Here is a 22,533-nt window from a genome sequence, read left to right on the forward strand (position 1 = left end):
CCCCGCAGCGGCTCGGCTAGGCTGCGGTCCGTCAGATGCCGGTGGCCAGAGGCCGGCAACGCATCGCGAGGAGACCCGGATGTCCGGCGAGCCGCAGGCGGACTGCCTGTTCTGCAAGATCGTGGCGGGCGAGATCCCGGCCACCGTGGTCCGCAAGACCGAGCGCACCCTGGCGTTCCGGGACATCCACCCGCAGGCCCCGACGCACATCCTGGTGATCCCGCACGTGCACTACCCGAACGCCGCCGCGCTGGCCGCCGCCGAGCCGCTGATCGCGGCCGAACTGCTCACCGAGGCCGCCGCGGTCGCCGCCGACGAGGGGATCGACGCCTACCGGCTGATCTTCAACACCGGCGCCGGGGCCGGCCAGACCATCTTCCACGCACACGTCCACGTGCTGGGCGGCAAGCCGCTGCGCGAGGGCATGGTCTGATCCCGTGTCACAACGCGAACTCGTCGTCCTCGGCACTGCCAGCCAGGTGCCGACCCGGCAGCGCAACCACAACGGCTACCTGCTGCGCTGGGACGGCGAGGGCCTGCTGTTCGACCCGGGGGAGGGCACCCAGCGGCAGATGCAGTTCGCCGGGGTCTCGGCCACCGACCTGACCCGGATCTGCGTCACCCACTTCCACGGCGACCACAGCCTGGGTCTGGCCGGGGTCGTCCAGCGGATCAACCTGGACCAGGTCCCGCACCCGGTGCACGCCTACTACCCGGCCAGCGGCCAGGTCTTCTTCGACCGGCTGCGGCAGGCCACCGCCTTCCACGAGACGGCCGAGCTGCGCCCGCACCCGATCGCCGAGGCCGGCGAGCTGCCCACCGAGGGCGCCGCCTTCACCCTGGAGGCGATCCGGCTCTCGCACCCGGTGGACGCCTTCGGCTACCGGCTGACCGAGCCCGACGGCCGTCGCCTGCTGCCCGAGAAGCTGGCCGCGCTCGGCCTGCGCGGACCCTCGGTCGGCCGGCTGCAGCGCGAGGGCGCCGTGGAGGTCGACGGGCGCACGGTCACCCTGGCGGAGGTCAGCGAGGTGCGGCGCGGCCAGCGCTTCGCCTTCGTGATGGACACCCGGCTCTGCCCGGGCGCCGAGGCGCTGGCCGAGGGCGCCGACCTGCTGGTCGCCGAGGCCACCTTCCTGGCCGCCGACGCGCACCTGGCCGAGCAGCACGGCCACCTCACCGCCGGGCAGGCGGCCATGCTGGCCGCCGAGGCGGGCGTGCGGACCCTGGTGCTGACCCACTTCTCGCAGCGCTACCCGGACCTGGCCGGCCACCTCGCCGAGGCCCGGGCGCACTTCGACGGCGAGCTGGTGGTCGCCGAGGACCTGGCCCGGATCCCGGTGCCGCCGCGTCGATGAGGCCCGGAGACCGCGAGGCCCGAAATCCGCTGGCGTCCCAGGGGGAACTGGCCCACCATCGATCGGGCCGCGTCACAGCGAACACCTGCGCGGCGTACCCTGGTGACCCCGGAACCGACCGAGCGGCACCCCGAGACACGGATGGGATGAGGCAGGCCTCAGCGCCGACCCATGAGCGAACCGATGAGTGACACCGTACAGACCAGCGCCCCCAGCGGCGTCCAGGGCGGCGACGGATCGACCGCCCGGATCGTGATCCCCGAGAAGCACCCGATGGTCACCCTGCTCGGTGCCACCGACTCCCTCCTGAGAGTGATCGAGCGCTCCTTCCCGGACACCGACATCCACGTCCGTGGCAACGAGGTGACCGCGACCGGCAACCGGGCCGACATCGCGCTGGTCAAGCAGCTGTTCAGCGAGATGATGCTGGTGCTGCGCACCGGCCAGCCGCTGACCGAGGACGCCGTGGAGCGGTCGATCGCGATGCTCAAGAGCGGGGCCCAGGACCCGGACGGCGCGGTCAGCCCGTCCGCCGTCTTCACCCAGAGCATCCTCTCCAACCGGGGCCGGACCATCCGCCCCAAGACGGTGAACCAGAAGACCTACGTCGACGCGATCGACCGGCACACCATCACCTTCGGGATCGGCCCGGCCGGCACCGGCAAGACCTACCTGGCGATGGCCAAGGCCGTGCAGGCGCTGCAGGCCAAGGAGGTCAACCGGATCATCCTGACCCGCCCGGCGGTGGAGGCCGGCGAGCGGCTCGGGTTCCTGCCCGGCACCCTCTACGAGAAGATCGACCCGTACCTGCGCCCGCTCTACGACGCGCTGCACGACATGATGGACCCGGACTCGATCCCGCGGCTGATGGCGGCCGGCACCATCGAGGTCGCCCCGCTCGCCTACATGCGCGGCCGGACCCTGAACGACGCCTTCATCATCCTGGACGAGGCGCAGAACACCTCGCCCGAGCAGATGAAGATGTTCCTGACCCGCCTGGGCTTCAACTCCCGGGTCGTGGTCACCGGTGACACCAGCCAGATCGACCTGCCGGGCGGTACCCGCAGCGGTCTGAAGGTGGTCCAGGAGATCCTGGCCGGCGTCCCCGACATCCACTTCTCGATCCTGACCAGTACCGACGTGGTCCGTCACAAGTTGGTCGGCCGGATCGTTGACGCCTACGAGCGCTGGGACGCCGAGAACGCCGAGGACGCGGACCGTGCGGCCTCCGACCGGTCCCCGCGCAAGACCGCCCCGCGCGGCCCCCGTGGCCACGCGCCCCGACAGTCCCATCGCACCGAAAGCTGAGTCGACACCGCTTCATGTCCATCGACATCGCCAACGAGTCCGGCTGGGAGGCCGACGAGGAGTCCATCCTCGACGTCGCCCGCTTCGCCCTCGACAAGATGCGGATCCACCCGCTGTCCGAACTGTCCGTGATCCTCGTGGACGCCGAGGCGATGGAGCAACTGCACATCCAGTGGATGGACCTGCCAGGTCCCACCGATGTGATGTCCTTCCCGATGGACGAGCTGCGCCCCGGCAAGGAGGGCGAGGAGCTGCCGCAGGGCCTGCTCGGCGACATCGTGCTCTGCCCCGAGGTGGCCCAGGCGCAGGGCCTGGCCGCTCCCTCCAAGCACTCGATGGACGAGGAGCTGCAGTTGCTCACCGTCCACGGGGTGCTGCACGTGCTCGGCTACGACCACGAGGAGCCGGAGGAGGAGCAGATCATGTTCGCCCTCCAGAAGCGGATCCTCGACGACTGGCGGGCCGGTCGCGGGCTTTCGGGGATCTCCCCGGCGCCGACGACCCACTAGTCCGATGAGCGAGCGAAGCGAGCTCATCATCGATAGGTGCGTGTGCCGCGAAGCGCCTGCCGAGGGCAGCGAGGCGGCCGCATGAGTGGCAATAGTACGAGCTTTCTGGTCGGGGCCTGCCTGCTGGTCGTGCTGGGCTGGCTGGCCGCCTGCGCCGAGGCCGGCATCTCCCGGGTCTCCCGGTTCCGCGCCGACGAGGCCGTGCGCAACGGCCGGCGCGGCGCGGTCCGGCTGCTCACGCTGGCCAGCGACTCGATCCGCTATCTCAACCTGGCCACCCTGATCCGGGTGGCCAGCGAGATGGCGGCCGCGGTCCTGGTCACCGTGGTCTGCGTGCGCACCCTGCAGCAGACCTGGCAGGCGATCCTGCTGGCCTTCGGGGTGATGGTGCTGGTCTCCTTCGTGGCGGTCGGCGTCTCCCCGCGCACCATCGGCCGCCAGCACCCGCTGACCACCGCGACCGCGGCCTCCTTCGTGCTGCTGCCGCTGGCCCGGATCCTCGGGCCGATCCCGCGCCTGCTGATCCTGCTGGGCAACGCGCTCACCCCCGGCAAGGGCTACCGGGAGGGCCCGTTCGCCTCCGAGGCCGAGCTGCGCGCGCTGGTCGACCTGGCCGAGAAGGACGACCTGATCGAGGACGACGAGCGCCGGATGGTGCACTCCGTCTTCGAGCTGGGCGACACCATCGTGCGCGAGGTGATGGTGCCGCGCACCGACCTGGTGATGATCGAGCGGCACAAGACGGTCCGGCAGGCGCTGACCCTGGCGCTGCGTTCGGGCTTCTCGCGGATCCCGGTGGTCGGTGACAACGAGGACGACGTGGTCGGCATCGTCTACCTCAAGGACCTGGTCCGGCGCACCCACGTGAACCCCGAGGCGGAGTCCGACCAGGTGGACACCGTGATGCGCTCGGCCGTCTTCATCCCGGACAGCAAGCCGGTCGACGACCTGCTGCGCGAGATGCAGCAGATGCGCTCCCACGTGGCGATCGTGATCGACGAGTACGGCGGCACGGCCGGGCTGGTCACCATCGAGGACATCCTGGAGGAGATCGTCGGCGAGATCACCGACGAGTACGACCGCGAGATCGCGCCGATCGAGGACCTCGGCGACGGCTCGTTCCGGATCACCGCCCGCCTGCTGGTCGAGGACCTCGGCGAGCTGTTCGGCATCGAGCTGGAGGACGAGGACGTCGAGACGGTCGGCGGCCTGCTCGCCAAGCACCTGGGCCGGGTGCCGATCCCCGGCTCGGCCTGCGAGATCCCGGCGCCCGAGGACGGCCCGGCCGGACTGAAGGCGATCCGGTTGACCGCCGAGAGCTCGGCCGGGCGGCGCAACCGGATCGGCACCGTGGTGGCCGCCCCGGTCGGGCCGGGCGGGTCGGACCAGCCGCCGGCGGGCGTGGATCTCGGCTGACGGTCCGTCAGCCGCTCCTGGCCCTGGCGACCACCACGGCGGCGTCCACGCCGGCAGGACGCTCAACCAGGTGATGGAGCGGCTGTGGGACCGGGGTTGACTCCGCCGTCACGTTCTTCAAGTCCTTCGAGCTGGTGGATCAGGGTCCTGAGCGTCGTGATCTCGTCGTGCAGGGCCTTCTTGCCGGCCTTGGTGAGCTGGACCCAGGTGCGGGCCCGCTTGCCCTCGTAACCCTTGTCGATCGTGACCAGGCCGGCCTTCTCCAGGACGCCGAGGTGTTGGGAGAGGTTGCCGGCGGTGAGGCCGAGTGTGCTGCGCAGGAAGGTGAACTCCACCCGCCGGGCCTCCTTGGCCACCGCGAGGATGCCCAGGCGGACGCGCTGGTGCACGACGTCGTCGAGGCTGCTGGTGGGGTGCTCGGTCATCCGGCCGACCGCCCCTGGGCCCGGTGCAGCAGGGCGAGGACGACGCCGCCGACCAGCAGCACGCCGCCTTCCAGTAGCAGGCTCGGGAGGAAGGACCACGGGGACGGGTCAGGACGGCTGTCAGAGCTGAGCATGGCGAGCAGGTACCCGCAGGTGACGGCGAGAAGCGGCCAGCTGCGCTCGATCCGGGCGAGCAGCAGCAACGCCAGACCGATCGTGCCGGCTGGGCTCAACACCGTGCGGGCGAACACGGAGATCGGCCCCGTCCCGTCCAGCTCGGCCAGGAAACCCGGGTGGGCCGCCGTCCACGCCTGGTCGGCGGCCATGAGCAAGGCGAGGGCGACACCCAGCACCAGGTACGGCTGGATCCGGGTACCCAGGCCGAGCTTGGCGGAACGACGGAGATAGAACCAGCTGATCGCGACATAGGCGAGCAGCAGCGCCACCGGCCAGTACCACATCGCAGGGGGCAGGGAGTTGACGCAGAGCCCGCCCAGGCCGCCGTTGGCCGCATCGCAGGGGCCCTGGCCGTACTCGACGATCGGAGCTGCGGCGAACCTCGCGGCGGCGAAGACCAGGAGCGGGAACCAGGCACCGCGTTGCTCACGGCGGACACGCTGGACCAGAGCCCCGGTCGTTGCCAGGAGGTGCCGGGGGTCACTTGAGGACGGAACGGGTTGAGTCGCCATGAGATCGAGGTTTGCATGGCAAACCAATTGTGTCTAGAGACCTGTCTGCGAAGTGCCCGAAGGGGCGAACGGCCGTGGTTGCCAGGGGGATCGGCGTTCGAGTAGGCCGAACGGGTGTAGTTCGGGTCTTCCGTCGCGTGGGATGGTCGCGCGGTGCTACCAATGGACCGCAGTGGGTGGCGCCGCGTTCAATTCCGGCCAAGGGGTGGCTGGTTGGCGGCTGCGTGCCCGGCGGATCTCACGATCGAGGGGTGCACCACATGGCGAGTCGACGTTCCACTGAGCACCGGCTGCTGACGCCCGAGGCCTTCGGCTGGCTGCTCAAGGACTGGCGGGAGCTGCGGAAGATGAAGACCGTGGAACTCGCGCGGACGATCCCGATCGATCCCTCGCTGCTCTCGCGGTTCGAGTCGGCGGAGCGGTTCCCGCGCGAGGACTACGTGGTGCGGCTGGACGAAGTCCTGGACGCCAAGCAGGCTTTGGTGCGGGCGTGGCACGACGTGGACTGGGATCGGGAGGTGGTGCACCCGGACTGGTTCAAGCTGTACGCGCGGCTGGAGGGGGCGGCCTCGTTGATCAGGGGGTATGACGTTGACCGGATCCGGGGTCTGTTGCAGACGCCCGGCTATGCGCGTGCCCTCTTCCGCTTCGCGCGGCCTGATGCCGACGACCGGGAGATCGAGAACGCCGTCGCGGCCCGGATGGCCCGGCGGAAGCGGTTCCTGACGCCGGACGGGCCGCAACTGATCTCCATCCTCGACGAGTCGGTGATCTGGCGGCCCGTCGGTGGCCCGATGGTGATGCATGAGCAACTGCAGCACCTCCTCGACGTCGGGGAGGCGTTCCCCAATGTCATCGTCCAGGTGGCTCCGTTCGGGCTTGGGGAGCGGACCGGGACCAGCGGCAGCCTGACCCTGCTGTCCCTGCCGGGGGCAGAGGAGTGGGCCTACTCGGAAACGATGAGCAAGGGCTACTTCGTTACCGATGAACAGACTCTGAGGGAGCGTTCGCGGTTCTATGATCGGCTGAGGGCGGAGTCGCTGTCCGTGTCGGAGTCCGCCCGCCTGATCCGCAGCGCGATGAGAGGGTTCCAGAACGTGACTATTCCCCGGCAGCAGCAGCCCGTTGCGTACTCGTACCGCAAGGCGGACTGGCGGACCAGCAGTTACAGCCAGGGTGACGGCGGCGAGTGCGTCGAGGTGGCGCTGAACCTGGCCGCCGCTGATGGCGTGGTGCCGGTGCGCGACAGCAAGGACCGGCAGGGGCCGGAGCTGGCGTTCGGCGCCGAGGCGTGGGCGGCGTTCACCCGTGGCGTTGCGGGTGGCCGGTTCGGGGAGGTCTGAGTGGACTGGCGGACCAGCAGTTACAGCGAGGGCGACGGTGGCGAGTGCGTCGAGGTGGCGCTGAACCTGGCTGCTGCCGATGGCGTGGTGCCGGTGCGCGACAGCAAGGACCGGCAGGGGCCGGAGCTGGCGTTCGGCGCTGAGGCGTGGGCGGCGTTCACCCGTGGCGTTGCGGGTGGGGAGTTCGGCATCGTCTGACGGGCCGTCAGGCGCTAGCCGTTCTGGAGCGCGTCGCGGCAGAGCGCGCCCGATCCGATGCAGAGCTGCGGCGTGCCCGCGTCGGCGGGCAGGGGCGGCGACGGGGTGCCGTTCGGGTAGTCGAGTGCGTGGTACTCGACGACGGTGTACGTGACGCCGTTCGCCGCCTTGGCCGTGGCCTGGTTGAGCGGGTCGATCTCGCCGTCGGGGTCGTGCCGCACGACCACGGGGTCGGTCGAGCCGATCACCGCCGCGAACCACTCCATCGCGTGGTCGTTGCCGCCGAGGTTCGAGGGACCGACCATCACCGGGGGATCGGCGGGAGACCTCGCGGGCAGGTCGAGGCAGCTGACACCGACATGCGGAGCGGGGGTGCCGCCGCTCTGGGAGGAGAGCAGGCAGGCGCTCCCGCTGTCGGGCAGCCAGGCCGCGTCCCCGTCGGCGTCCGTGAGCGGGCGCAGCACCATCAGGTCGGTGGTGGACTCCGGCAGGGTCACGTGGGGGCTGCCCGCGAATGACTTCAGCTGCTCGACGAATTGGTCGGCCTGCCCCGCGTCGCTCGGCCGGGTGGGCGTCACCGGGTAGCGCACCTGCGTCGCGGAAGTCGAGGGGTGCGGCGAGGGGGCTGCGGGAGCGTGCCCGGCAGGCCCGCCGCAGCCGCTCGCCAGGGCCGGGGTCAGGACGAGCAGTGCCGCTCCCGTGGCGCGGCTGATTCCGGTCCGCCGGTTCATCGGTTCCCCCTCGTTGGCAGATCGCTGCGTAGCCTCCCACGGCGACGACGAGAACGGGAGGGAATGGACCATCGTGGTTCGCCCCGGCTCGGCCGCCTATGCTCGGCGGCATGACTGACCTTGATCCCGAAGACCAGAAGCTGCTCACCCTCGCCCGCTCCGCCCGGGCCCGCAACGGCGTGGCCGAAGGCGCGGCCGTGCGTGACGAGACCGGCCGCACCTACGTCGCCGGGACCGTCGAGCTGGCCTCGCTGAAGCTGAGCGCGGTGCAGACGGCGGTGGCGATGGCGGTGGCCAGTGGCGCCAAGGGGCTGGAGGCGGCGGCCGTGGTGACGGCGGGGGAGACTCCGGCTGAGGCGGACCTGGCCGTGGTGCGTGATCTGGGCGGGGCCGGTGCGCCGCTGCTGCTGGCCGGGACGGACGGGGTGCTGCGGGTTCGCGTCGAGGCGTGAGTCGAGGCGTGACCCGCCGTGGCCTAAGTACGAAGAGCGGATAATCTCACCCCGAGGGGGTGGGGTGATGTTCGGCGTACTCGGGTTCTTCGCGGCGCTGCTGGCCGTGGTGATGGGGTTGGGCCGCTGGCACGAGAGCGGCTCGCCCTACTGGCTGGCCGGCTCGATCGCGCTGCTGGTGCTCACGCTGGTCGGCGCGCTGCAGTCGCGACGCAAGTGACACGGCTGGGAGCGGGGGTGGCCGGGGGCTCCCAGGCGATCAGGGACAATGGTCCTCATGAGCGACACCCCCTCCTCCCCGGCAAGCCCCTACCGTTCGGGCTTCGCGTGCTTCGTCGGCCGACCCAACGCGGGCAAGTCGACCCTGACCAACGCCCTGGTGGGAACCAAGGTCGCGATCACCTCCGACCGCCCGCAGACCACCCGGCACACCGTGCGCGGCATCGTGCACCGCCCGGACTCCCAGCTCGTGCTGGTGGACACCCCGGGCCTGCACAAGCCGCGCACCCTGCTCGGCGAGCGGCTCAACGACCTGGTTCGCAGCACCTGGGCCGAGGTGGACGTGATCGGCTTCTGCCTGCCCGCCGACCAGAAGCTCGGCCCCGGCGACAAGTTCATCGCCAAGGAACTGGCCGAGATCAAGAAGACCCCCAAGGTGGCCATCGTCACCAAGACCGACCTGGTCGACTCCAAGCGGCTGGCCGAGCAGCTGATCGCCATCGCCCAGCTCGGCGCCGAGCTGGGCATCGAGTGGGCGGAGATCATCCCGGTCTCGGCCACCGGTGACAAGCAGGTCGACCTGGTCGCCGAGCTGCTCACCAAGCTGCTGCCCGAGGGCCAGCCGCTCTACCCGGACGGCGACCTGACCGACGAGCCCGAGCAGATCATGGTCGCCGAGCTGATCCGGGAGGCCGCCCTGGAGGGTGTGCGCGACGAACTCCCGCACTCGCTGGCCGTGGTCGTCGAGGAGATGATCCCGCGCGAGGACCGGCCCGCCGACCGCCCGCTGCTGGACATCCACGCGAACGTCTACATCGAGCGGCAGAGCCAGAAGGCGATCGTGATCGGCGCCAAGGGTGCGCGGCTGAAGCACGTCGGGACGACCGCGCGCAAGCACATCGAGGCGCTGCTCGGCACCCCGGTCTACCTCGACCTGCACGTGAAGGTGGCCAAGGACTGGCAGCGCGACCCCAAGCAGCTGCGCAAGCTCGGCTTCTGACGCAGGCTCAGATCGCGCCGCCGGGCGGCCGCGGGCTCGTTCTCCGAGCCGGCGGCCGCCCGGCGGTTCTTACGGGCGTCAGCCGGGGGTGGCGACCCAGTCGCCACCCGGCGGCACCGCCGTTCCCTGGTGCAGGATCAGCGAGACCAACTCCCGCTGGCAGGCGGTCAGTCGCGGGTCGGCGCAGTACACCGTGCGGCCGTCCACGGTGATCGCGTAGTGGTAGCCGTCGGGCACCCCGTAGCCGGGGGACCGGGCGGCGCCCGCGACCGCCTCGCGGGCCAGCGCGTGCACGTGCGGCGCGTCCATCCGGGCTTCGGTGTCCAGCTCGGCCCGCAGGATCTGACCGGTCAAGCCGCCGCTCCTGGTCACCTGTATGCGCATGGTGGCCAGTCTGCTACCCACGGATGGCCGATGCTGGGATTTTGCTGAGAACGCATCGGCCGCGTGTCGTCGAGCGTGTGTGGTCCAGCGCGTGTCGTCCAGCGCCGGGGTGCCGTGCTCAGGTGGCCGAGAGGCCGACCCGCTTCCAGGCGCCGGCCACCGCCTCCGGCACCGGGCCCTCGCCGAAGCGGGTGCGGGCGGCGGTCACGGTGGCCCGGGCGAAGGCGGCGAAGTCGGCGTCCGGGCGCAGCTCGGGGCCGGTCACCGTGTCGTACCAGATCCGCCCGGCCCGCTCCCAGGCGGCGCCGCCGAGGTCGGCCGCGAGCAGCTGGAACGCCCGGTTGGGGATACCGGAGTTGATGTGCACCCCGCCCTCGTCCTCGTCCGTCTCGACGTAGCCGTCCATCGAGCCCGGCTGCGGGTCGCGCCCGAGCCGGGGGTCGTCGTAGGCGGTGCCGGGTGCCTTCAGCGAGCGCAGCGCCACCCCGCGCACCCCGGAGCCGAACAGGCCGGCGCCGATCAGCCAGTCGGCGTCGTCGGCTTGCTGGCCCAGCGCGTACTGCTTGGCCAGGGTGCCGAAGACGTCCGCCACCGACTCGTTGAGCGCTCCGGGCTGGCCGTGGTAGGCCAGCTTCGTGCTGTACTGCACCAGCCCGTGGGCGAGTTCGTGGCCGATCACGTCGGGGCAGCCGGTGAAGTCGCCGAAGATCGTGCCGTCGCCGTCGCCGAAGACCATCCGGCGGCCGTCCCAGAACGCGTTGTCGTACCCCGTGCCGTAGTGCACGGTGGCGTGCAGCGGCAGGCCCGCGCCATCCACCGAGCGGCGGCCGTAGACCTCCAGGAGCAGCGCGAGGGTGGCGCCGAGGCCGTCGTAGGCGCGGTTGACGGACGGGTCGGCGGTCGGCGGGCCGCCCTCGGTGCGCATCGCGCGGCCGGGGAGGTGCTCGGTGTGTTCGGCGTCGGCGATGGTCCGCCCCGGCCGGCCCGTCACCCCGGCCGCGGCGGCGGGTCCGGCAGCCGGTTGCTCGCCGGCCCGGCGTTCGCCGCCCCGTTGTTCGCCGCCCCGTTGTTCGCCGGCCTGTTGCTCGCCGTCCGGCGGCGGCGTGGCCTGGGCGGCGCGCGCCGCGCGCAGCGCGGCGTCCAGCTGACGCGAGCGCAGCGCGCCCTCGTGGCCGAGGCCGGCCAGCCGGTCCAGCAGATAGGGCGGCACGATGGTGCAGAGCGGTGAGATGGGCTGCGTCATGGCACTCAGGGTGAGGACTCCACGACCTGCTGTCACGCAGGCGCCGTCTCAAGGAGTGGAAATGTCGCGGCACTCGCTTCGGCATCGCCGGACCCTCGGCTACGCTGGCTCACATCATGCGTTACGGGCTGCTTCTTCTTAGCTGCCGCGGCGAGGGCCTGTAAGACCATCGGAGGCCGGCTCCCTCGCCGCGGAGTCTGTGCTGGGCGCATGCGTCGATCGCTGAGCGCCGCACGAGTCGGCCCGTCGGGTGAGCACCACCCCGACCAGCCCGCATCCGAAGAGAAGCCGAGAGTCTCACCACATGACTGAGCAGTCTTCCGTCGCCCGTGCCTACAGTGCTCGTCCCTTCGTCGAACTGCCGACCCCGATCACCGCGGCCGCCGTGCGTCAGCAGCCGTCCGGGATGCCCTTCGAGCGCTACGTACCGTTCGGCACCGTGGACCTGGCGGACCGCAGCTGGCCGAGCAAGCTGATCACCAAGGCGCCGCGCTGGCTCTCCACGGACCTGCGGGACGGCAACCAGGCGCTGATCGACCCGATGTCGCCGGCCCGCAAGCGCAAGATGTTCGACCTGCTGGTGAAGATGGGCTACAAGGAGATCGAGGTCGGTTTTCCCTCCTCCGGGGCAACCGACTTCGACTTCGTCCGCTCGCTGATCAACGAGGACGCGATCCCCGAGGACGTCACCATCTCGGTGCTGACCCAGGCCCGCGAGGACCTGATCGAGCGCACCGTGGAGTCCCTGGTCGGCGCCCCGCGGGCGACCGTGCACCTGTACAACGCCACCTCGCCGCTGTTCCGCCGGGTGGTCTTCAAGGGCAGCAAGGCCGACATCAAGCAGATCGCGGTGGACGGCACCCGGCTGGTCATGGAGTACGCGGAGAAGCTGCTGGGCTCCGGCGACAGCGCGACCGTCTTCGGCTACCAGTACTCGCCGGAGATCTTCATCGACACCGAGCTGGACTTCGCGCTGGAGGTCTGCGAGGGCGTGATGGACGTCTGGCAGCCCGGTGAGGGCCGCGAGATCATCCTGAACCTGCCCACCACGGTGGAGCGTTGCACGCCCAACGTGTACGCCGACATGATCGAGTGGATGTCGCGCAACCTGTCGCGCCGTCAGTTCATCGCGCTCTCCACCCACCCGCACAACGACCGCGGCACCGGGGTCGCCTCCGCCGAACTGGCCGTGATGGCCGGGGCCGACCGGGTCGAGGGCTGCCTGTTCGGGCAGGGCGAGCGGACCGGCAACCTGGACCTGGTCAACGTGGGGATGAACCTGTTCTCGCAGGGCGTCGACCCGATGATCGACTTCTCCAACATCGACGAGATCCGCCGTACCTACGAGTACTGCAACCAGATGAACGTCCCCGAGCGCCACCCCTACGCCGGCGACCTGGTCTACACCTCCTTCTCCGGCTCGCACCAGGACGCGATCAAGAAGGGCTTCGACGCCCTGGAGGCCGACGCCAAGGCGGCCGGCGTGCCGATGGGCGAGTACACCTGGGGCGTGCCCTACCTGCCGATCGACCCCAAGGACGTGGGCCGCAGCTACGAGGCCGTGATCCGGGTCAACAGCCAGTCCGGCAAGGGCGGCATCGCCTACGTGCTGAAGAACGACCACAAGCTGGACCTGCCGCGCCGGATGCAGATCGAGTTCTCCCGGATCATCCAGGCCAAGACCGACGCCGAGGGCGGCGAGGTCACCCCGGCCGACATCTGGGCGGTCTTCCAGGACGAGTACCTGCCCACCCCCGAGAACCCGTGGGGCCGGATCGCGCTGCGCGAGCAGCAGAGCCTGACCACCGAGGACGGCCGCGACGCGCTGGCGGTGCAGGCGCTGGTGGACGGCGCCGAGGTCGAGCTGACCGGCTCCGGCAACGGCCCGGTCTCCGCCTTCGCCGACGCGCTGGCCGGCGTCGGCGTGGACGTCCGGGTGCTGGACTACGCCGAGCACGCGCTGAGCGAGGGCGGCGACGCCCAGGCGGCCGCGTACGTCGAGTGCGCGGTGGACGGCCGGGTGCTGTGGGGCGTGGGCATCGACGGCAACACGGTGCGTGCCTCGCTGAAGGCGATCATCAGCGCCGTCAACCGGACGGCCCGGCACTGAGTCATTCCTTCGTGGCCTGCCGTCCGTACCGGGCGGCAGGCCACTGCCGTAGGGCGGCCGGTGGTCACTCCAGGCACAACACCCTCGGACCGCTGCACGGTTGGCTGACAATCTGGGCCGGCGAGGTCGAGATCGAGCGGCGCCCCGACCTCTACGAGCGCTGCGGTGGCCCGAAGGGCCAGGACGCTCTGCTGCCGGGCGGCACGTTCGTCCACCTGATCGTTCCTCGGCACGAACGCGTCTACATCCGCCAGATCACGGCGTGGTAGTCGACTCGCTGGGAACAGATGTGTCCTGGGCCACATTTTTTCCCTTCGGCACCCGTTCGGGGTGCTGACACCGTCCGGCAACCGTGGCACCATCGACGGACCGGAAACGAGGTCGGTGGGACGGCCGTCGCCTCCGGTCACGTGACCTGCCCGTTGTCGTGCAGGCCGTCTGCCAGGTCTGGGGAGTTGGCGCCGTGACGCAGTTGTGGGGTGTTCGCCCGCGGTGGCGGACGGATGTGCTCGGTGACTTCTTCTGCCCGGGGTGCGGCGGCGACCGCAACTACCGCCGCCAGCACGGTCGGCGGTGGCTGCGGCTGTTCGGTACCCCGGTGCTGCCGCTGGGCCCGGTGCTGGGCAGCGTGCAGTGCACCAACTGCCTTGGCCGGTACGGCCTGGAGAGCCTGGAGCAGCCCACCAGTGGGCGGCTGACCGGGCTGCTGCGGGACGCCCACTACACCATCGCGCTCGCCCTGCTGGCGGCCGGCGGGACGAACGCGGCCGCCGCCCGCACGGAGGCCGGCGAACTGGTCCGCGACGCCGGCTTCGAGGACTGTGGCGAGGCCCAACTGCTCGCGGCGCTGGCCGCGTTGCTCGGCCTGGACGCCGGCGAGCCGGTCGACCTGCAGGCCGACGGGGGCGGGCTGCTGGTCGAACTGCACGCCGCGCTGGAGCCGTTGGCCCCGCACCTGGCCCAGCAGGGCCGTGAGCGGCTGCTGCTGCAGGGCGCCAGGATCGCCCTGGCCGACGGTCGCTACCTGCCCCAGGAGCGCGCCGCGCTGACCGCCGTGGGCGGCTGCCTGCGGCTCGCCGAGGACGTGGTCGACCGGCTGCTGGAAGCGGCCACCCGCACCGCGCACTGAACCTTCTCCCTGGTGGGACCTGGACCTTCTCTCTGATGGGACCTGGCTGCCCGGGGCCGCCCGGTGCCCGGATGTCCGGGACCGGTGCGCCGTGCGGGACAATGGGGGAATGAGTCTGATCCGCGACGACGGCGTCGTGCTGCGCGCCCAGAAGCTCGGTGAGGCCGACCGGATCATCACCCTGCTCACCCGCCAGCACGGCAAGGTCAGAGCGGTGGCCCGCGGGGTCCGCAAGACCAAGTCCAAGTTCGGCGCCCGGCTCGAACCCTTCTCCCATGTGGACGTGCAGTTCTTCAGCCGGGGGAGTGAGCTGATCAGCCGCTCGCTGCCGCTCTGCACCCAGGTGGAGACCATCGCCCCCTACGGCGGCTCCATCGTCACCGACTACGGCCGCTACACCGCCGGCACCGCGATGCTGGAGACGGCGGAACGTTTCGCCGAGAACGAGGGCGAGCCGGCCGTCCAGCAGTACCTGCTGCTGATCGGCGCACTGCGCACGCTGGCCGCCGGCGCGCACGAGTCGCACCTGGTGCTGGATGCCTTCCTGCTGCGCTCGCTGGCCGTCAACGGCTACGGCGCCAGCTTCACCGACTGCGCCAAGTGCGGCCTGGACGGCCCCAACCGGTTCTTCTCGCTGCAGGCCGGTGGCGTGCTCTGCGCGGACTGCCGCGTGCCCGGTTGTGCCGTACCCTCCCCTGAGACACTGGTTCTGCTCGGCGCCCTGCTGTCCGGAGACTGGCGGACGGCGGACACGTGCGAACCGAGGTACTGGCGGGAGGGCAGCGGGCTGGTCGCCGCCTACCTGCAGTGGCACCTCGAGCGGGGCATCCGCTCGATGAGATACGTGGAGAAGTGAGCATGGCAGCGCGACGGCTCTTCGGTGGCAGCAAGCAGCGGACCTACCGCACCCCGGACCCGCATCCGAGCGGCGCCGTGCCGCCGAAGATCCCCGGTGAGCTGGTCCCCGAGCACGTCGCGATCGTGATGGACGGCAACGGCCGCTGGGCCAAGGAGCGCGGCCTGCCCCGCACCGAGGGCCACAAGGTCGGGGAGAGCGTGGTGCTCGACGTGCTGGCCGGCGCCATCGAGCTGGGCGTCAAGAACATCTCGCTCTACGCCTTCTCCACCGAGAACTGGAAGCGCTCCCCGGACGAGGTGAAGTTCCTGATGAACTTCAACCGGGACGTGATCCGCCGCCGCCGCGACGAGCTGGACGAGCTGGGCGTGCGGATCCGCTGGGCCGGCCGGATGCCCAAGCTCTGGAAGAGCGTGGTGCAGGAGCTCAAGGTGGCCGAGGAGCAGACCAAGGGCAACGACCTGGTCACCCTCTACATGTGCGTCAACTACGGCGGCCGGGCCGAGCTGACGGACGCGATGGCCGCGATCGCCGCCGACGTGGCGGCCGGCAGGCTGGACCCGAAGAAGGTCAACGAGAAGACCATCTCCAAGTACATGTACCACCCCGACATGCCGGACGTGGACCTGTTCCTGCGCCCCAGCGGCGAGCAGCGCACCTCCAACTTCTGGCTCTGGCAGTCGGCTTACGCGGAGTTCGTGTTCCAGGACGTGCTCTGGCCCGACTTCGACCGGCGCGACCTGTGGCGGGCCTGCGAGCAGTACGCGATGCGCGACCGCCGCTTCGGCGGCGCGCTGCCCAACGAGGTCCCGGAGGCGCCGGAGCTGCCGACCCAGCGCTGACGTCGCGTGATAACCCCTCGCGGTGGCAACGTCACGGCGGGGGGCTATCGTTCGTTCCACAACTGACGGGCCGTCGGATGAGCCGCGGCCCATCGTGGGGACGAACGGGGACGAGAGCCATGGCGGGCAGCCACTTCTCCATACAACCGGACCGGGTGACCGCGGTCGGCGGCGACTTCCACACCGCTTCCAACAGCTTGGGCGGCCAGATCGACACCTTCGCGGGCGCCGCCGAGAACGTCAACGACGCCTTCGGGGTGCTCTCGGAGTCCACGGCCTGTCTGCAGAAGTACGTCGCGATGACCCAGGCGACGGTGACCAGCCTGCGGCAGCTGCAGAGCCAGCTCCAGCAGTACTCGGACGGTCTGGACCAGACTGCGAAGCACTACCAGCAGACCGACCAGCACCACGCGAAGAAGCTGCGGGGGGTCTGACCATGGCGCAGCAGAGCACCGGCGATCAGAGCGGCCAGTCGGACACTCCGCCACCCCCGCCGATCGAGAAGAGCTTCGACATCTTCAATCCGGGCGGCGACCCGGGCGTGCTGCGGGCGTGCGCGAACGCCTGGCGGACCATGGCGACCGAGCTCAAGAGCACGCGGGACGGCCTGGACCAGCAGGTCAACGGCATGGACAGCGCCTGGACCGGCCAGGCCGCCCACTCGTTCCACAGCCACTGGGACAACACCCGCGGCCAGATCGACAAGGCGCTGCCGGACTTCGAGAACGTCGCCGCCCAGCTGGACCAGGCGGCCGACGCGATCGATTCGGTCAACAAGCAGATCAAGCAGGTCGAGGAGCAGATCGCGATCACAGCCGCGATCGGGATCGGCCTGTCCATCCTCTCCGCCGGCTTCTCGGATGTCGCGGCCGCGGCCGGCGCCGCCGCCGAGGCCGAAGAGGCCAGCGCGGCGGTGGTCCAGCTGGCGCGGGTGCTGAACGCGATCGAGAAGGTGCTGGAGGTGATCAAGGACGCGACGGAGGACAGCAAGCTGCTCGAGATCGCCGTCAACTTCGCGGGCAACCTGGCCGGCGATTACAGCGGCAACGTGCTGGGGCAGGCGCTGTCCGGACAGCAGGTCACCTGGGGCGCGGACTTCGAGTCTGCGGCGATCGACGCCGGGTTCAGCACCCTGCTCTCGACAGGCGCGGGTGCGCTCGCGGGCGACGGCAAACTGGGCAGTGTGCTGCAGGGCAACGGCCTGGCCGGGAACGTGGTGATGAACGGCGTCACCAGCGGCCTGGGCCAGGCGGGGACGGACTTCGTCGAGGGCAAGAGCCCGATCAGCATCGGTGAGGACGGCCTGACCTCCCTGGTCGGTGGTGCGCTGGCCGGTGGCGCCGTGCACAACGGGCGGAAGATCTACTCGCAGGGGGAGGAGAACGGGCCGCGCGACAGCGCCGTCAACGGCACCGTGTACGGCTTGGCGAATGCGGCCGAGAACGCCCTGACCGGTGAGCCCATGGATCACACGCCCTTCGATCCCGGATCGCCGCTGGTAGACCCCAAGGGAGCGATGAACCCCCGATGACTAGGGTGGTGTGGGTGGCCGCGCACGCGGGTGGTCACCCGTACCACTGAGGGGGGAGAGCCGTGTTCGAGGTCCGCAAGAGCATTCGCCGCTTCCGGGAGGACCCTGCCTGGGCGTACCAGCGGGCCGTGACGATCGAGTACCCGGACTGGAACCCGCTCGGGTACCCGTTCAGCGCCGGGTCCTTCCGCGACCGGCTGCACCATGTGCTGCGCGGTCAGGTGGCGGGCTATCCCGTCACGTTGGGCTATGTGGTGGTCTCCAGGCCGGGCGCGCCCTCGGGCAGTCACTCGTACGACTTCTCGATCGCCACACTGGAGCTCCCTCGCGCCTTCCCCGACACGGCCATGACGGAGTTCGACCTGGCGAGGCACGCCGGGAGCAAGGCAGTGCCGATCCCGCGCGCGTCTGTTGAGCAGCTGCCCCAACTGGCCGGCGGGCGCAAGGGCACGGTCAACCTGGTCAGCGTCGATGCGGAGTTCGGCAAGCTGCTGCTGACCGAGGAGATCGAGCGGCTGACCGTCGAGGCCGGGTGCGGTTGGCGGATCGATCGCTCCCGGCTGATCGGCTGGGTCCGCAAGCGTCGCAGCTACGAGGAACTGATCGGGCTCGCCGAGACCATGGCGGCCGTCACCGCCGCCTTCCCGCCCGCCGTCTGGCAGTGGCCGGCCTGACGTCCCCGCTGCCGGCTACTGCAGCGCGGCCGCCCGCTGCTTGGCCGTGCACTCCGCGCAGGTGCCGAAGATCTCCAGGGTGTGCGCGATGTCGCTGAACCCGTGCTCGGCCGCCACCGTGTTCGCCCAGCGCTCGACTGCCGGGCCCTCGACCTCCACCGTGCTGCCGCAGAGCCGGCAGACCAGGTGGTGGTGGTGCCCGCTGCTGCAGCGGCGGTAGACCGCCTCGCCGTCGGCGGTGCGCAGCACGTCCACCTCGCCGGCGTCGGCGAGCGACTGCAGCGTCCGGTAGACGGTGGTCAGGCCCACCGAGTCGCCCCGGTGCTTGAGCATGTCGTGCAGTTCCTGCGCGCTGCGGAAGTCCTCGATCTCGTCCAGCGCCGCGGAGACGGCGGCGCGCTGCCGGGTCGATCGGGCGCGTGGCGACGGGCCTGCGGTGGTCACCGGTGCTCCTCCAGGGGATCGGGTCGGGTCACACCTCATTGTGCCAGCCTCGCACTGTCGCACGGGTCGTCCTGACGAGCTGCTCGTGCGGGTTCCGGGATCGCGGCCGCGGTGCCACCCGGCGCGGAGCCGGTCGCGGCCAGGGCCGGGGGAGGAGGGTGCGTCGGCATGTCATGAAAATCATTGTCATCTTACTTGAGCGTACCTCGAAACGGGCGGCGCCGGCTGTTCGCCGGCTCGAACGCGCGCGGACGTTATCGATTTGAACCCCCCACCCGCCTGCCCGGTAACCTGAGGTATTCGGGTGCGCGCAACCAGCCGCGCCTTGACCGTGCCGTCGCACCGGGTGTGCGGCGTCGTCTGAAGAGAGCACTGTGGCCGCCGACAAGATCGACACGATCGTCAGCCTGAGCAAGCGCCGTGGCTTCGTCTACCCCTGCAGCGAGATCTACGGCGGCACCCGCGCCGCCTGGGACTACGGGCCACTGGGCGTGGAGCTCAAGGAGAACATCAAGCGCCAGTGGTGGCGCACGATGGTGCACGCTCGCGAGGACGTGGTCGGACTTGACTCCTCGGTGATCCTGGCCCGCGAGGTCTGGGAGGCCTCCGGCCACGTTGCCACCTTCAACGACCCGCTGACCGAGTGCACCTCCTGCCACAAGCGGTTCCGCGCGGACCACTTGGAGGAGGCATACGAGGCCAAGCACGGCAAGCTGCCCGCCAACGGCCTGGCCGACATCAACTGCCCGCACTGCGGCACCAAGGGCGCCTTCACGGAGCCCAAGGAGTTCTCGGGCATGCTGAAGACCCACCTGGGTGTCACCGAGGACGCGGGCGGCCTGGCCTACCTGCGCCCGGAGACGGCGCAGGGTATCTTCACCAACTTCAAGGCCGTGCAGACCACTTCGCGCCGCAAGCCGCCGTTCGGCATCGCCCAGGTCGGCAAGAGCTTCCGCAACGAGATCACCCCCGGCAACTTCATCTTCCGGACCCGCGAGTTCGAGCAGATGGAGATGGAGTTCTTCGTCAAGCCCGGCGAGGACGAGACCTGGCACGAGTACTGGCTGCAGCAGCGCTGGGACTGGTACACCGACCTGGGTCTGCGGACGGAGAACATGCGCTTCTTCGAGCACCCCAAGGAGAAGCTCTCGCACTACGCCAAGCGCACGGTGGACATCGAGTACCGCTTCAACTTCGGCGGCACCGAGTTCTCCGAGCTGGAGGGCATCGCCAACCGCACCGACTACGACCTGACGGTGCACAGCGAGCACTCCGGCCAGGACCTCAAGTACTTCGACCAGGAGTCCGGCGAGCGGTACTTCCCGTACGTCATCGAGCCGGCAGCGGGCCTGAACCGCGCCATGCTGGCGTTCCTGCTCGACGCCTACTTCGAGGACGAGGCCCCCAACGCCAAGGGCGTCATGGAGAAGCGCGTCGGCATGCGGCTCGACCCCCGGCTCGCCCCGGTCAAGGTCGCGGTGCTGCCGCTGTCGCGCAACAGCGACCTCTCGCCGAAGGCCCGGGGCCTGGCCGCCGACCTGCGCACCGCGTGGAACGTCGAGTTCGACGACGCGGGCGCGATCGGCAAGCGCTACCGCCGCCAGGACGAGATCGGCACGCCGTTCTGCGTCACGGTCGACTTCGACACCCTGGACGACAACGCGGTGACCATCCGCGAGCGCGACACCATGGCGCAGGAGCGGGTGTCGCTGGACCAGGTCAAGGCGTACCTGGGCGCGCGACTGATCGGCTGCTGAGCCTGTTGGACTGAACCGTCAGGGCCCGTACCGCCGCAATGGTACGGGCCCTGACGCCTGTTCAGGTGCTGACGCGTGTTCAGGCAGCCAACCGCGCGCGGGCTTCCATCAGTGCGAAGCCGAGCAGGTTGAGCCCGCGCCAGCGCTGCGGGTCGTCGGCGCCCAGGTCGTGGGCGGCCAGGCCGATGCCCCAGACGCGGTCCAGCGGGCTCGCCTCGACCACCACCCGGTTGCCGGTGTCGAGCAGGTAGTCGCGCAACGCCTGGTCCTGGCCGAACTTGGCGACGTTGCCCGCCACCACGAAGCCGAACCGCTCGGCGGCCCAGCGCTCCTCGTCGAATCCCTGGACCAGTCGGCCGAGCTTCTTCGCCTCGGCGGGAGTACGGGCGGCGAGGATTCGCCGCTCGGTGTCGGCGTCCTCGAAGAGGCGGGCCTTCTGTGCCATCATCCAGTGCTCGGCGCTGGCGTAGTCGATCCCGTCGATGGTGAACCGGCACGGCCACCACTGGCTGAGCGCTCCGGTGCCGACCGTTCCGTCGCGTTGCGGCTGGTGGCCCCAGAAGAACAGGTACTTGGGTCGAGTGCCGGCCGCGACCAGGGCGGCGAGCTCTTCGCGGGTGCGGGTGTCGGACGGGTGGGTCATCGGGCCATCGTCTCAGGACCCGGCGGCCCCGGGCGACGGAATTCGAGGGCAGGCGACGGAGTTCGAGGTCAGGTCAGGCCGCAGTCAGGCCGGCAGCCGGGCCGCCACCCGGAAGCCGCCCTCGGGCCTGGACCCGGCGCTGAACTGACCGTTCAGCAGGGCGACCCGCTCGCGCATGCCGACCAGCCCGAAGCCGGTCCCGGCCGTCGCGGTCGGGGCCGGGCGGGTGCCATGGCCGCCGTCCAGCACCTCGATGGCCAGCTCCGCCTCCCGGTAGTCCACCGACACCTGGCAGCGCCGGGAGCCCGAGTGCCGCACCGCGTTGGTCACCGACTCCTGGATGATCCGGAAGGCGGCCAGGTCGATCTCGGGCGGCAACGGGCGCCGCTGCCCGCGCCAGAGCACGTCGACCCGTAGGCCGGCGCCCGCCGTCCGCTCGGCGAGCCGGTCCACCTCCTCCAGGCCCGCCGGCGGCGTGGACTCCGCGTGGTCGGCGTCGGCTCGACGCAGCGCGCCCAGCATCCGGCGCAGCCCCGCGAGCGTCTCGCGACTGGTGAGCTCGATGGCACTGACCGCCTTGCGCGCACCGGCGGGCTGGGTCTCCACGACCCGGCTCGCCGCGCCCGCCTGGATCGCGATCACGCCGATGCTGTGCGCCACCATGTCGTGCAACTCGCGCGCGATCCGCAGCCGTTCGGCCGCCACCGCCCGCTCGGCCAGCCGCTCGCGGACCGCCGCGTCGTACACGCGGCGCAGCCTGATCGAGCTGCCGATCGCCCAGGCCGTGACGACCAGCGCGAGCACGGTCGACGCCTCGCCGATATCGTCGAACACCCATGGATTCAGGAACGGCAGATGCCCGTACCACGCGAGGAGCGCGCCGCCGGCCGCGAGCGCGGAGCCGCGAGGCGACCGGGTGGCCGCGAGGTAGCCCAGCAGGATGGCGGTGACCAGCAGGAACGGCCAACTCCGCAGCCGGAACGCCGCCAGCACGACGGGCTCGGCGAGCAGCACGCCGAGCACTGCCACCGGTTTGCGCCGCACCCAGCCGATCGGCAGGGCGAGGAGCACGGCCAACACAGCCCGGGCCGGGTAGCTGAGGTGAAGCGCGTGGTGGGTGGGGACGAACACCGGGACCACGGTGCGATTCAGCGTGCGCAGGATCAGCAGGGCGAAGGTGCCGACGGCGCACCACGCCAACGCCTGCCATGCGATCGGGTGTTCTCGCTGCCTGTCCATGCCGCGATGCTAGCCAGCGGTGCCGGTCGCCGGCGT

At 70.6% G+C, this 22,533-nt stretch carries 27 protein-coding genes; 19 read left to right on the forward strand and 8 right to left on the reverse strand.

All coding sequences use genetic code 11. From position 1 onward, the window contains the following. Positions 1-79: 79 nt before the first annotated feature. The 5 genes from ABH937_RS08380 (at position 80) to ABH937_RS08400 (ending at position 4,588) form a co-directional block, all read left to right on the forward strand. Positions 80-433: an HIT domain-containing protein gene (locus tag ABH937_RS08380; protein WP_370217726.1), complete on the forward strand. Its 354-nt coding sequence runs from the start codon at positions 80-82 to the stop codon at positions 431-433. Between the two features lie 4 nt (positions 434-437). Beyond that, positions 438-1,355, forward strand: a complete 918-nt coding sequence (locus ABH937_RS08385; protein WP_370217727.1) for a ribonuclease Z — start codon at positions 438-440, stop codon at positions 1,353-1,355. 183 nt (positions 1,356-1,538) lie between these two features. Beyond that, complete coding sequence (locus tag ABH937_RS08390; protein ID WP_370217728.1) at positions 1,539-2,663, forward strand: PhoH family protein; 1,125 nt, start codon at positions 1,539-1,541, stop codon at positions 2,661-2,663. A gap of 14 nt (positions 2,664-2,677) precedes the next feature. Continuing rightward, positions 2,678-3,172, forward strand: a complete 495-nt coding sequence (gene ybeY / locus ABH937_RS08395) for an rRNA maturation RNase YbeY (protein ID WP_280690345.1) — start codon at positions 2,678-2,680, stop codon at positions 3,170-3,172. Positions 3,173-3,253: 81 nt separating this feature from the next. Further along, positions 3,254-4,588 (forward strand): hemolysin family protein, encoded by a 1,335-nt coding sequence (locus ABH937_RS08400; protein WP_370217729.1) that lies wholly within the window; start codon positions 3,254-3,256, stop codon positions 4,586-4,588. Between the two features lie 62 nt (positions 4,589-4,650). On the opposite strand, the gene ABH937_RS08405 is transcribed toward ABH937_RS08400, so the two are convergent. Beyond that, positions 4,651-5,013 carry a winged helix-turn-helix domain-containing protein gene (locus tag ABH937_RS08405; RefSeq protein ID WP_370217730.1) on the reverse strand — a complete coding sequence of 121 codons (363 nt, stop codon included), beginning with the start codon at positions 5,011-5,013 and terminating at the stop codon, positions 4,651-4,653. Beyond that, complete coding sequence (locus ABH937_RS08410; protein WP_370217731.1) at positions 5,010-5,702, reverse strand: hypothetical protein; 693 nt, start codon at positions 5,700-5,702, stop codon at positions 5,010-5,012. Before ABH937_RS08410 ends, ABH937_RS08405 begins: the two co-directional genes overlap by 4 nt. Before the next feature lie 260 nt (positions 5,703-5,962). Here ABH937_RS08410 and ABH937_RS08415 point away from each other — a divergent pair, with 260 nt between their 5' ends. Together ABH937_RS08415 and ABH937_RS08420 are read left to right on the forward strand one after the other, a co-directional pair. Further along, complete coding sequence (locus tag ABH937_RS08415) at positions 5,963-7,045, forward strand: Scr1 family TA system antitoxin-like transcriptional regulator (protein WP_370217862.1); 1,083 nt, start codon at positions 5,963-5,965, stop codon at positions 7,043-7,045. Then, the gene (locus ABH937_RS08420) at positions 7,046-7,243 is read left to right on the forward strand and encodes a DUF397 domain-containing protein (RefSeq protein ID WP_370217732.1); all 198 of its coding nucleotides are present in this window, start codon (positions 7,046-7,048) and stop codon (positions 7,241-7,243) included. A gap of 14 nt (positions 7,244-7,257) precedes the next feature. Here ABH937_RS08420 and ABH937_RS08425 read toward each other — a convergent pair whose 3' ends face one another. After that, the gene (locus ABH937_RS08425) at positions 7,258-7,974 is read right to left on the reverse strand and encodes a hypothetical protein (protein ID WP_370217733.1); all 717 of its coding nucleotides are present in this window, start codon (positions 7,972-7,974) and stop codon (positions 7,258-7,260) included. A 110-nt stretch (positions 7,975-8,084) separates the two neighbouring features. Between ABH937_RS08425 and ABH937_RS08430 the strand changes: the two genes are divergently transcribed. The 3 genes from ABH937_RS08430 to era all read left to right on the forward strand — a co-directional run bounded on the left by ABH937_RS08430 (position 8,085) and on the right by era (position 9,645). Then, a complete protein-coding gene (locus ABH937_RS08430) occupies positions 8,085-8,426 on the forward strand; it encodes a cytidine deaminase (protein WP_370217734.1) in 342 nt (113 codons plus the stop codon). A gap of 67 nt (positions 8,427-8,493) precedes the next feature. Next, positions 8,494-8,646, forward strand: coding sequence for a hypothetical protein (locus tag ABH937_RS08435; protein ID WP_280690337.1), 153 nt, complete (start codon positions 8,494-8,496; stop codon positions 8,644-8,646). A 48-nt stretch (positions 8,647-8,694) separates the two neighbouring features. After that, positions 8,695-9,645, forward strand: a complete 951-nt coding sequence (era, locus tag ABH937_RS08440) for a GTPase Era (protein ID WP_280690336.1) — start codon at positions 8,695-8,697, stop codon at positions 9,643-9,645. 78 nt (positions 9,646-9,723) lie between these two features. Here the strand turns inward: era and ABH937_RS08445 are convergent, their stop codons facing one another. Both ABH937_RS08445 and ABH937_RS08450 read right to left on the reverse strand, forming a co-directional pair. Next, positions 9,724-10,029 carry a protealysin inhibitor emfourin gene (locus ABH937_RS08445; protein WP_280690335.1) on the reverse strand — a complete coding sequence of 102 codons (306 nt, stop codon included), beginning with the start codon at positions 10,027-10,029 and terminating at the stop codon, positions 9,724-9,726. Positions 10,030-10,147: 118 nt separating this feature from the next. Beyond that, the gene (locus ABH937_RS08450; protein ID WP_370217735.1) at positions 10,148-11,272 is read right to left on the reverse strand and encodes a M4 family metallopeptidase; all 1,125 of its coding nucleotides are present in this window, start codon (positions 11,270-11,272) and stop codon (positions 10,148-10,150) included. Between the two features lie 304 nt (positions 11,273-11,576). On the opposite strand from ABH937_RS08450, the gene leuA reads away from it, so the two are divergent. From leuA to ABH937_RS08490, 8 genes are all read left to right on the forward strand, one after another. Next, positions 11,577-13,382 carry a 2-isopropylmalate synthase gene (gene leuA / locus ABH937_RS08455; protein WP_280690333.1) on the forward strand — a complete coding sequence of 602 codons (1,806 nt, stop codon included), beginning with the start codon at positions 11,577-11,579 and terminating at the stop codon, positions 13,380-13,382. A gap of 11 nt (positions 13,383-13,393) precedes the next feature. Next, positions 13,394-13,651 (forward strand): hypothetical protein, encoded by a 258-nt coding sequence (locus tag ABH937_RS08460; protein ID WP_370217736.1) that lies wholly within the window; start codon positions 13,394-13,396, stop codon positions 13,649-13,651. A 194-nt stretch (positions 13,652-13,845) separates the two neighbouring features. Beyond that, on the forward strand, positions 13,846-14,511 hold the full coding sequence (locus ABH937_RS08465; RefSeq protein WP_280690331.1) for a TerB family tellurite resistance protein: 666 nt from the start codon (positions 13,846-13,848) through the stop codon (positions 14,509-14,511). A 109-nt stretch (positions 14,512-14,620) separates the two neighbouring features. Next, positions 14,621-15,367 carry a DNA repair protein RecO gene (gene recO / locus ABH937_RS08470; protein WP_370217737.1) on the forward strand — a complete coding sequence of 249 codons (747 nt, stop codon included), beginning with the start codon at positions 14,621-14,623 and terminating at the stop codon, positions 15,365-15,367. 2 nt (positions 15,368-15,369) lie between these two features. After that, positions 15,370-16,209, forward strand: coding sequence for an isoprenyl transferase (locus tag ABH937_RS08475; protein ID WP_370217738.1), 840 nt, complete (start codon positions 15,370-15,372; stop codon positions 16,207-16,209). 119 nt (positions 16,210-16,328) lie between these two features. Then, positions 16,329-16,643 carry a type VII secretion target gene (locus ABH937_RS08480; protein WP_370217739.1) on the forward strand — a complete coding sequence of 105 codons (315 nt, stop codon included), beginning with the start codon at positions 16,329-16,331 and terminating at the stop codon, positions 16,641-16,643. Between the two features lie 2 nt (positions 16,644-16,645). After that, positions 16,646-17,740: a WXG100 family type VII secretion target gene (locus ABH937_RS08485; protein ID WP_370217740.1), complete on the forward strand. Its 1,095-nt coding sequence runs from the start codon at positions 16,646-16,648 to the stop codon at positions 17,738-17,740. 62 nt (positions 17,741-17,802) lie between these two features. Continuing rightward, the gene (locus ABH937_RS08490; RefSeq protein ID WP_370217741.1) at positions 17,803-18,414 is read left to right on the forward strand and encodes a hypothetical protein; all 612 of its coding nucleotides are present in this window, start codon (positions 17,803-17,805) and stop codon (positions 18,412-18,414) included. Between the two features lie 15 nt (positions 18,415-18,429). On the opposite strand, the gene ABH937_RS08495 is transcribed toward ABH937_RS08490, so the two are convergent. Further along, a complete protein-coding gene (locus ABH937_RS08495) occupies positions 18,430-18,858 on the reverse strand; it encodes a Fur family transcriptional regulator (protein WP_370217742.1) in 429 nt (142 codons plus the stop codon). A gap of 374 nt (positions 18,859-19,232) precedes the next feature. Between ABH937_RS08495 and ABH937_RS08500 the strand changes: the two genes are divergently transcribed. Then, the gene (locus tag ABH937_RS08500; RefSeq protein ID WP_280690322.1) at positions 19,233-20,615 is read left to right on the forward strand and encodes a glycine--tRNA ligase; all 1,383 of its coding nucleotides are present in this window, start codon (positions 19,233-19,235) and stop codon (positions 20,613-20,615) included. A gap of 79 nt (positions 20,616-20,694) precedes the next feature. On the opposite strand, the gene ABH937_RS08505 is transcribed toward ABH937_RS08500, so the two are convergent. Continuing rightward, complete coding sequence (locus ABH937_RS08505; RefSeq protein WP_280690321.1) at positions 20,695-21,258, reverse strand: NADAR family protein; 564 nt, start codon at positions 21,256-21,258, stop codon at positions 20,695-20,697. 84 nt (positions 21,259-21,342) lie between these two features. After that, entirely contained in the window at positions 21,343-22,497 is a 1,155-nt protein-coding gene (locus ABH937_RS08510) for a sensor histidine kinase (protein ID WP_370217743.1), read from the reverse strand. Positions 22,498-22,533 lie beyond the last annotated feature (36 nt).

This window comes from Kitasatospora sp. GAS1066B (assembly GCF_041262605.1).
Classification (GTDB): domain Bacteria; phylum Actinomycetota; class Actinomycetes; order Streptomycetales; family Streptomycetaceae; genus Kitasatospora.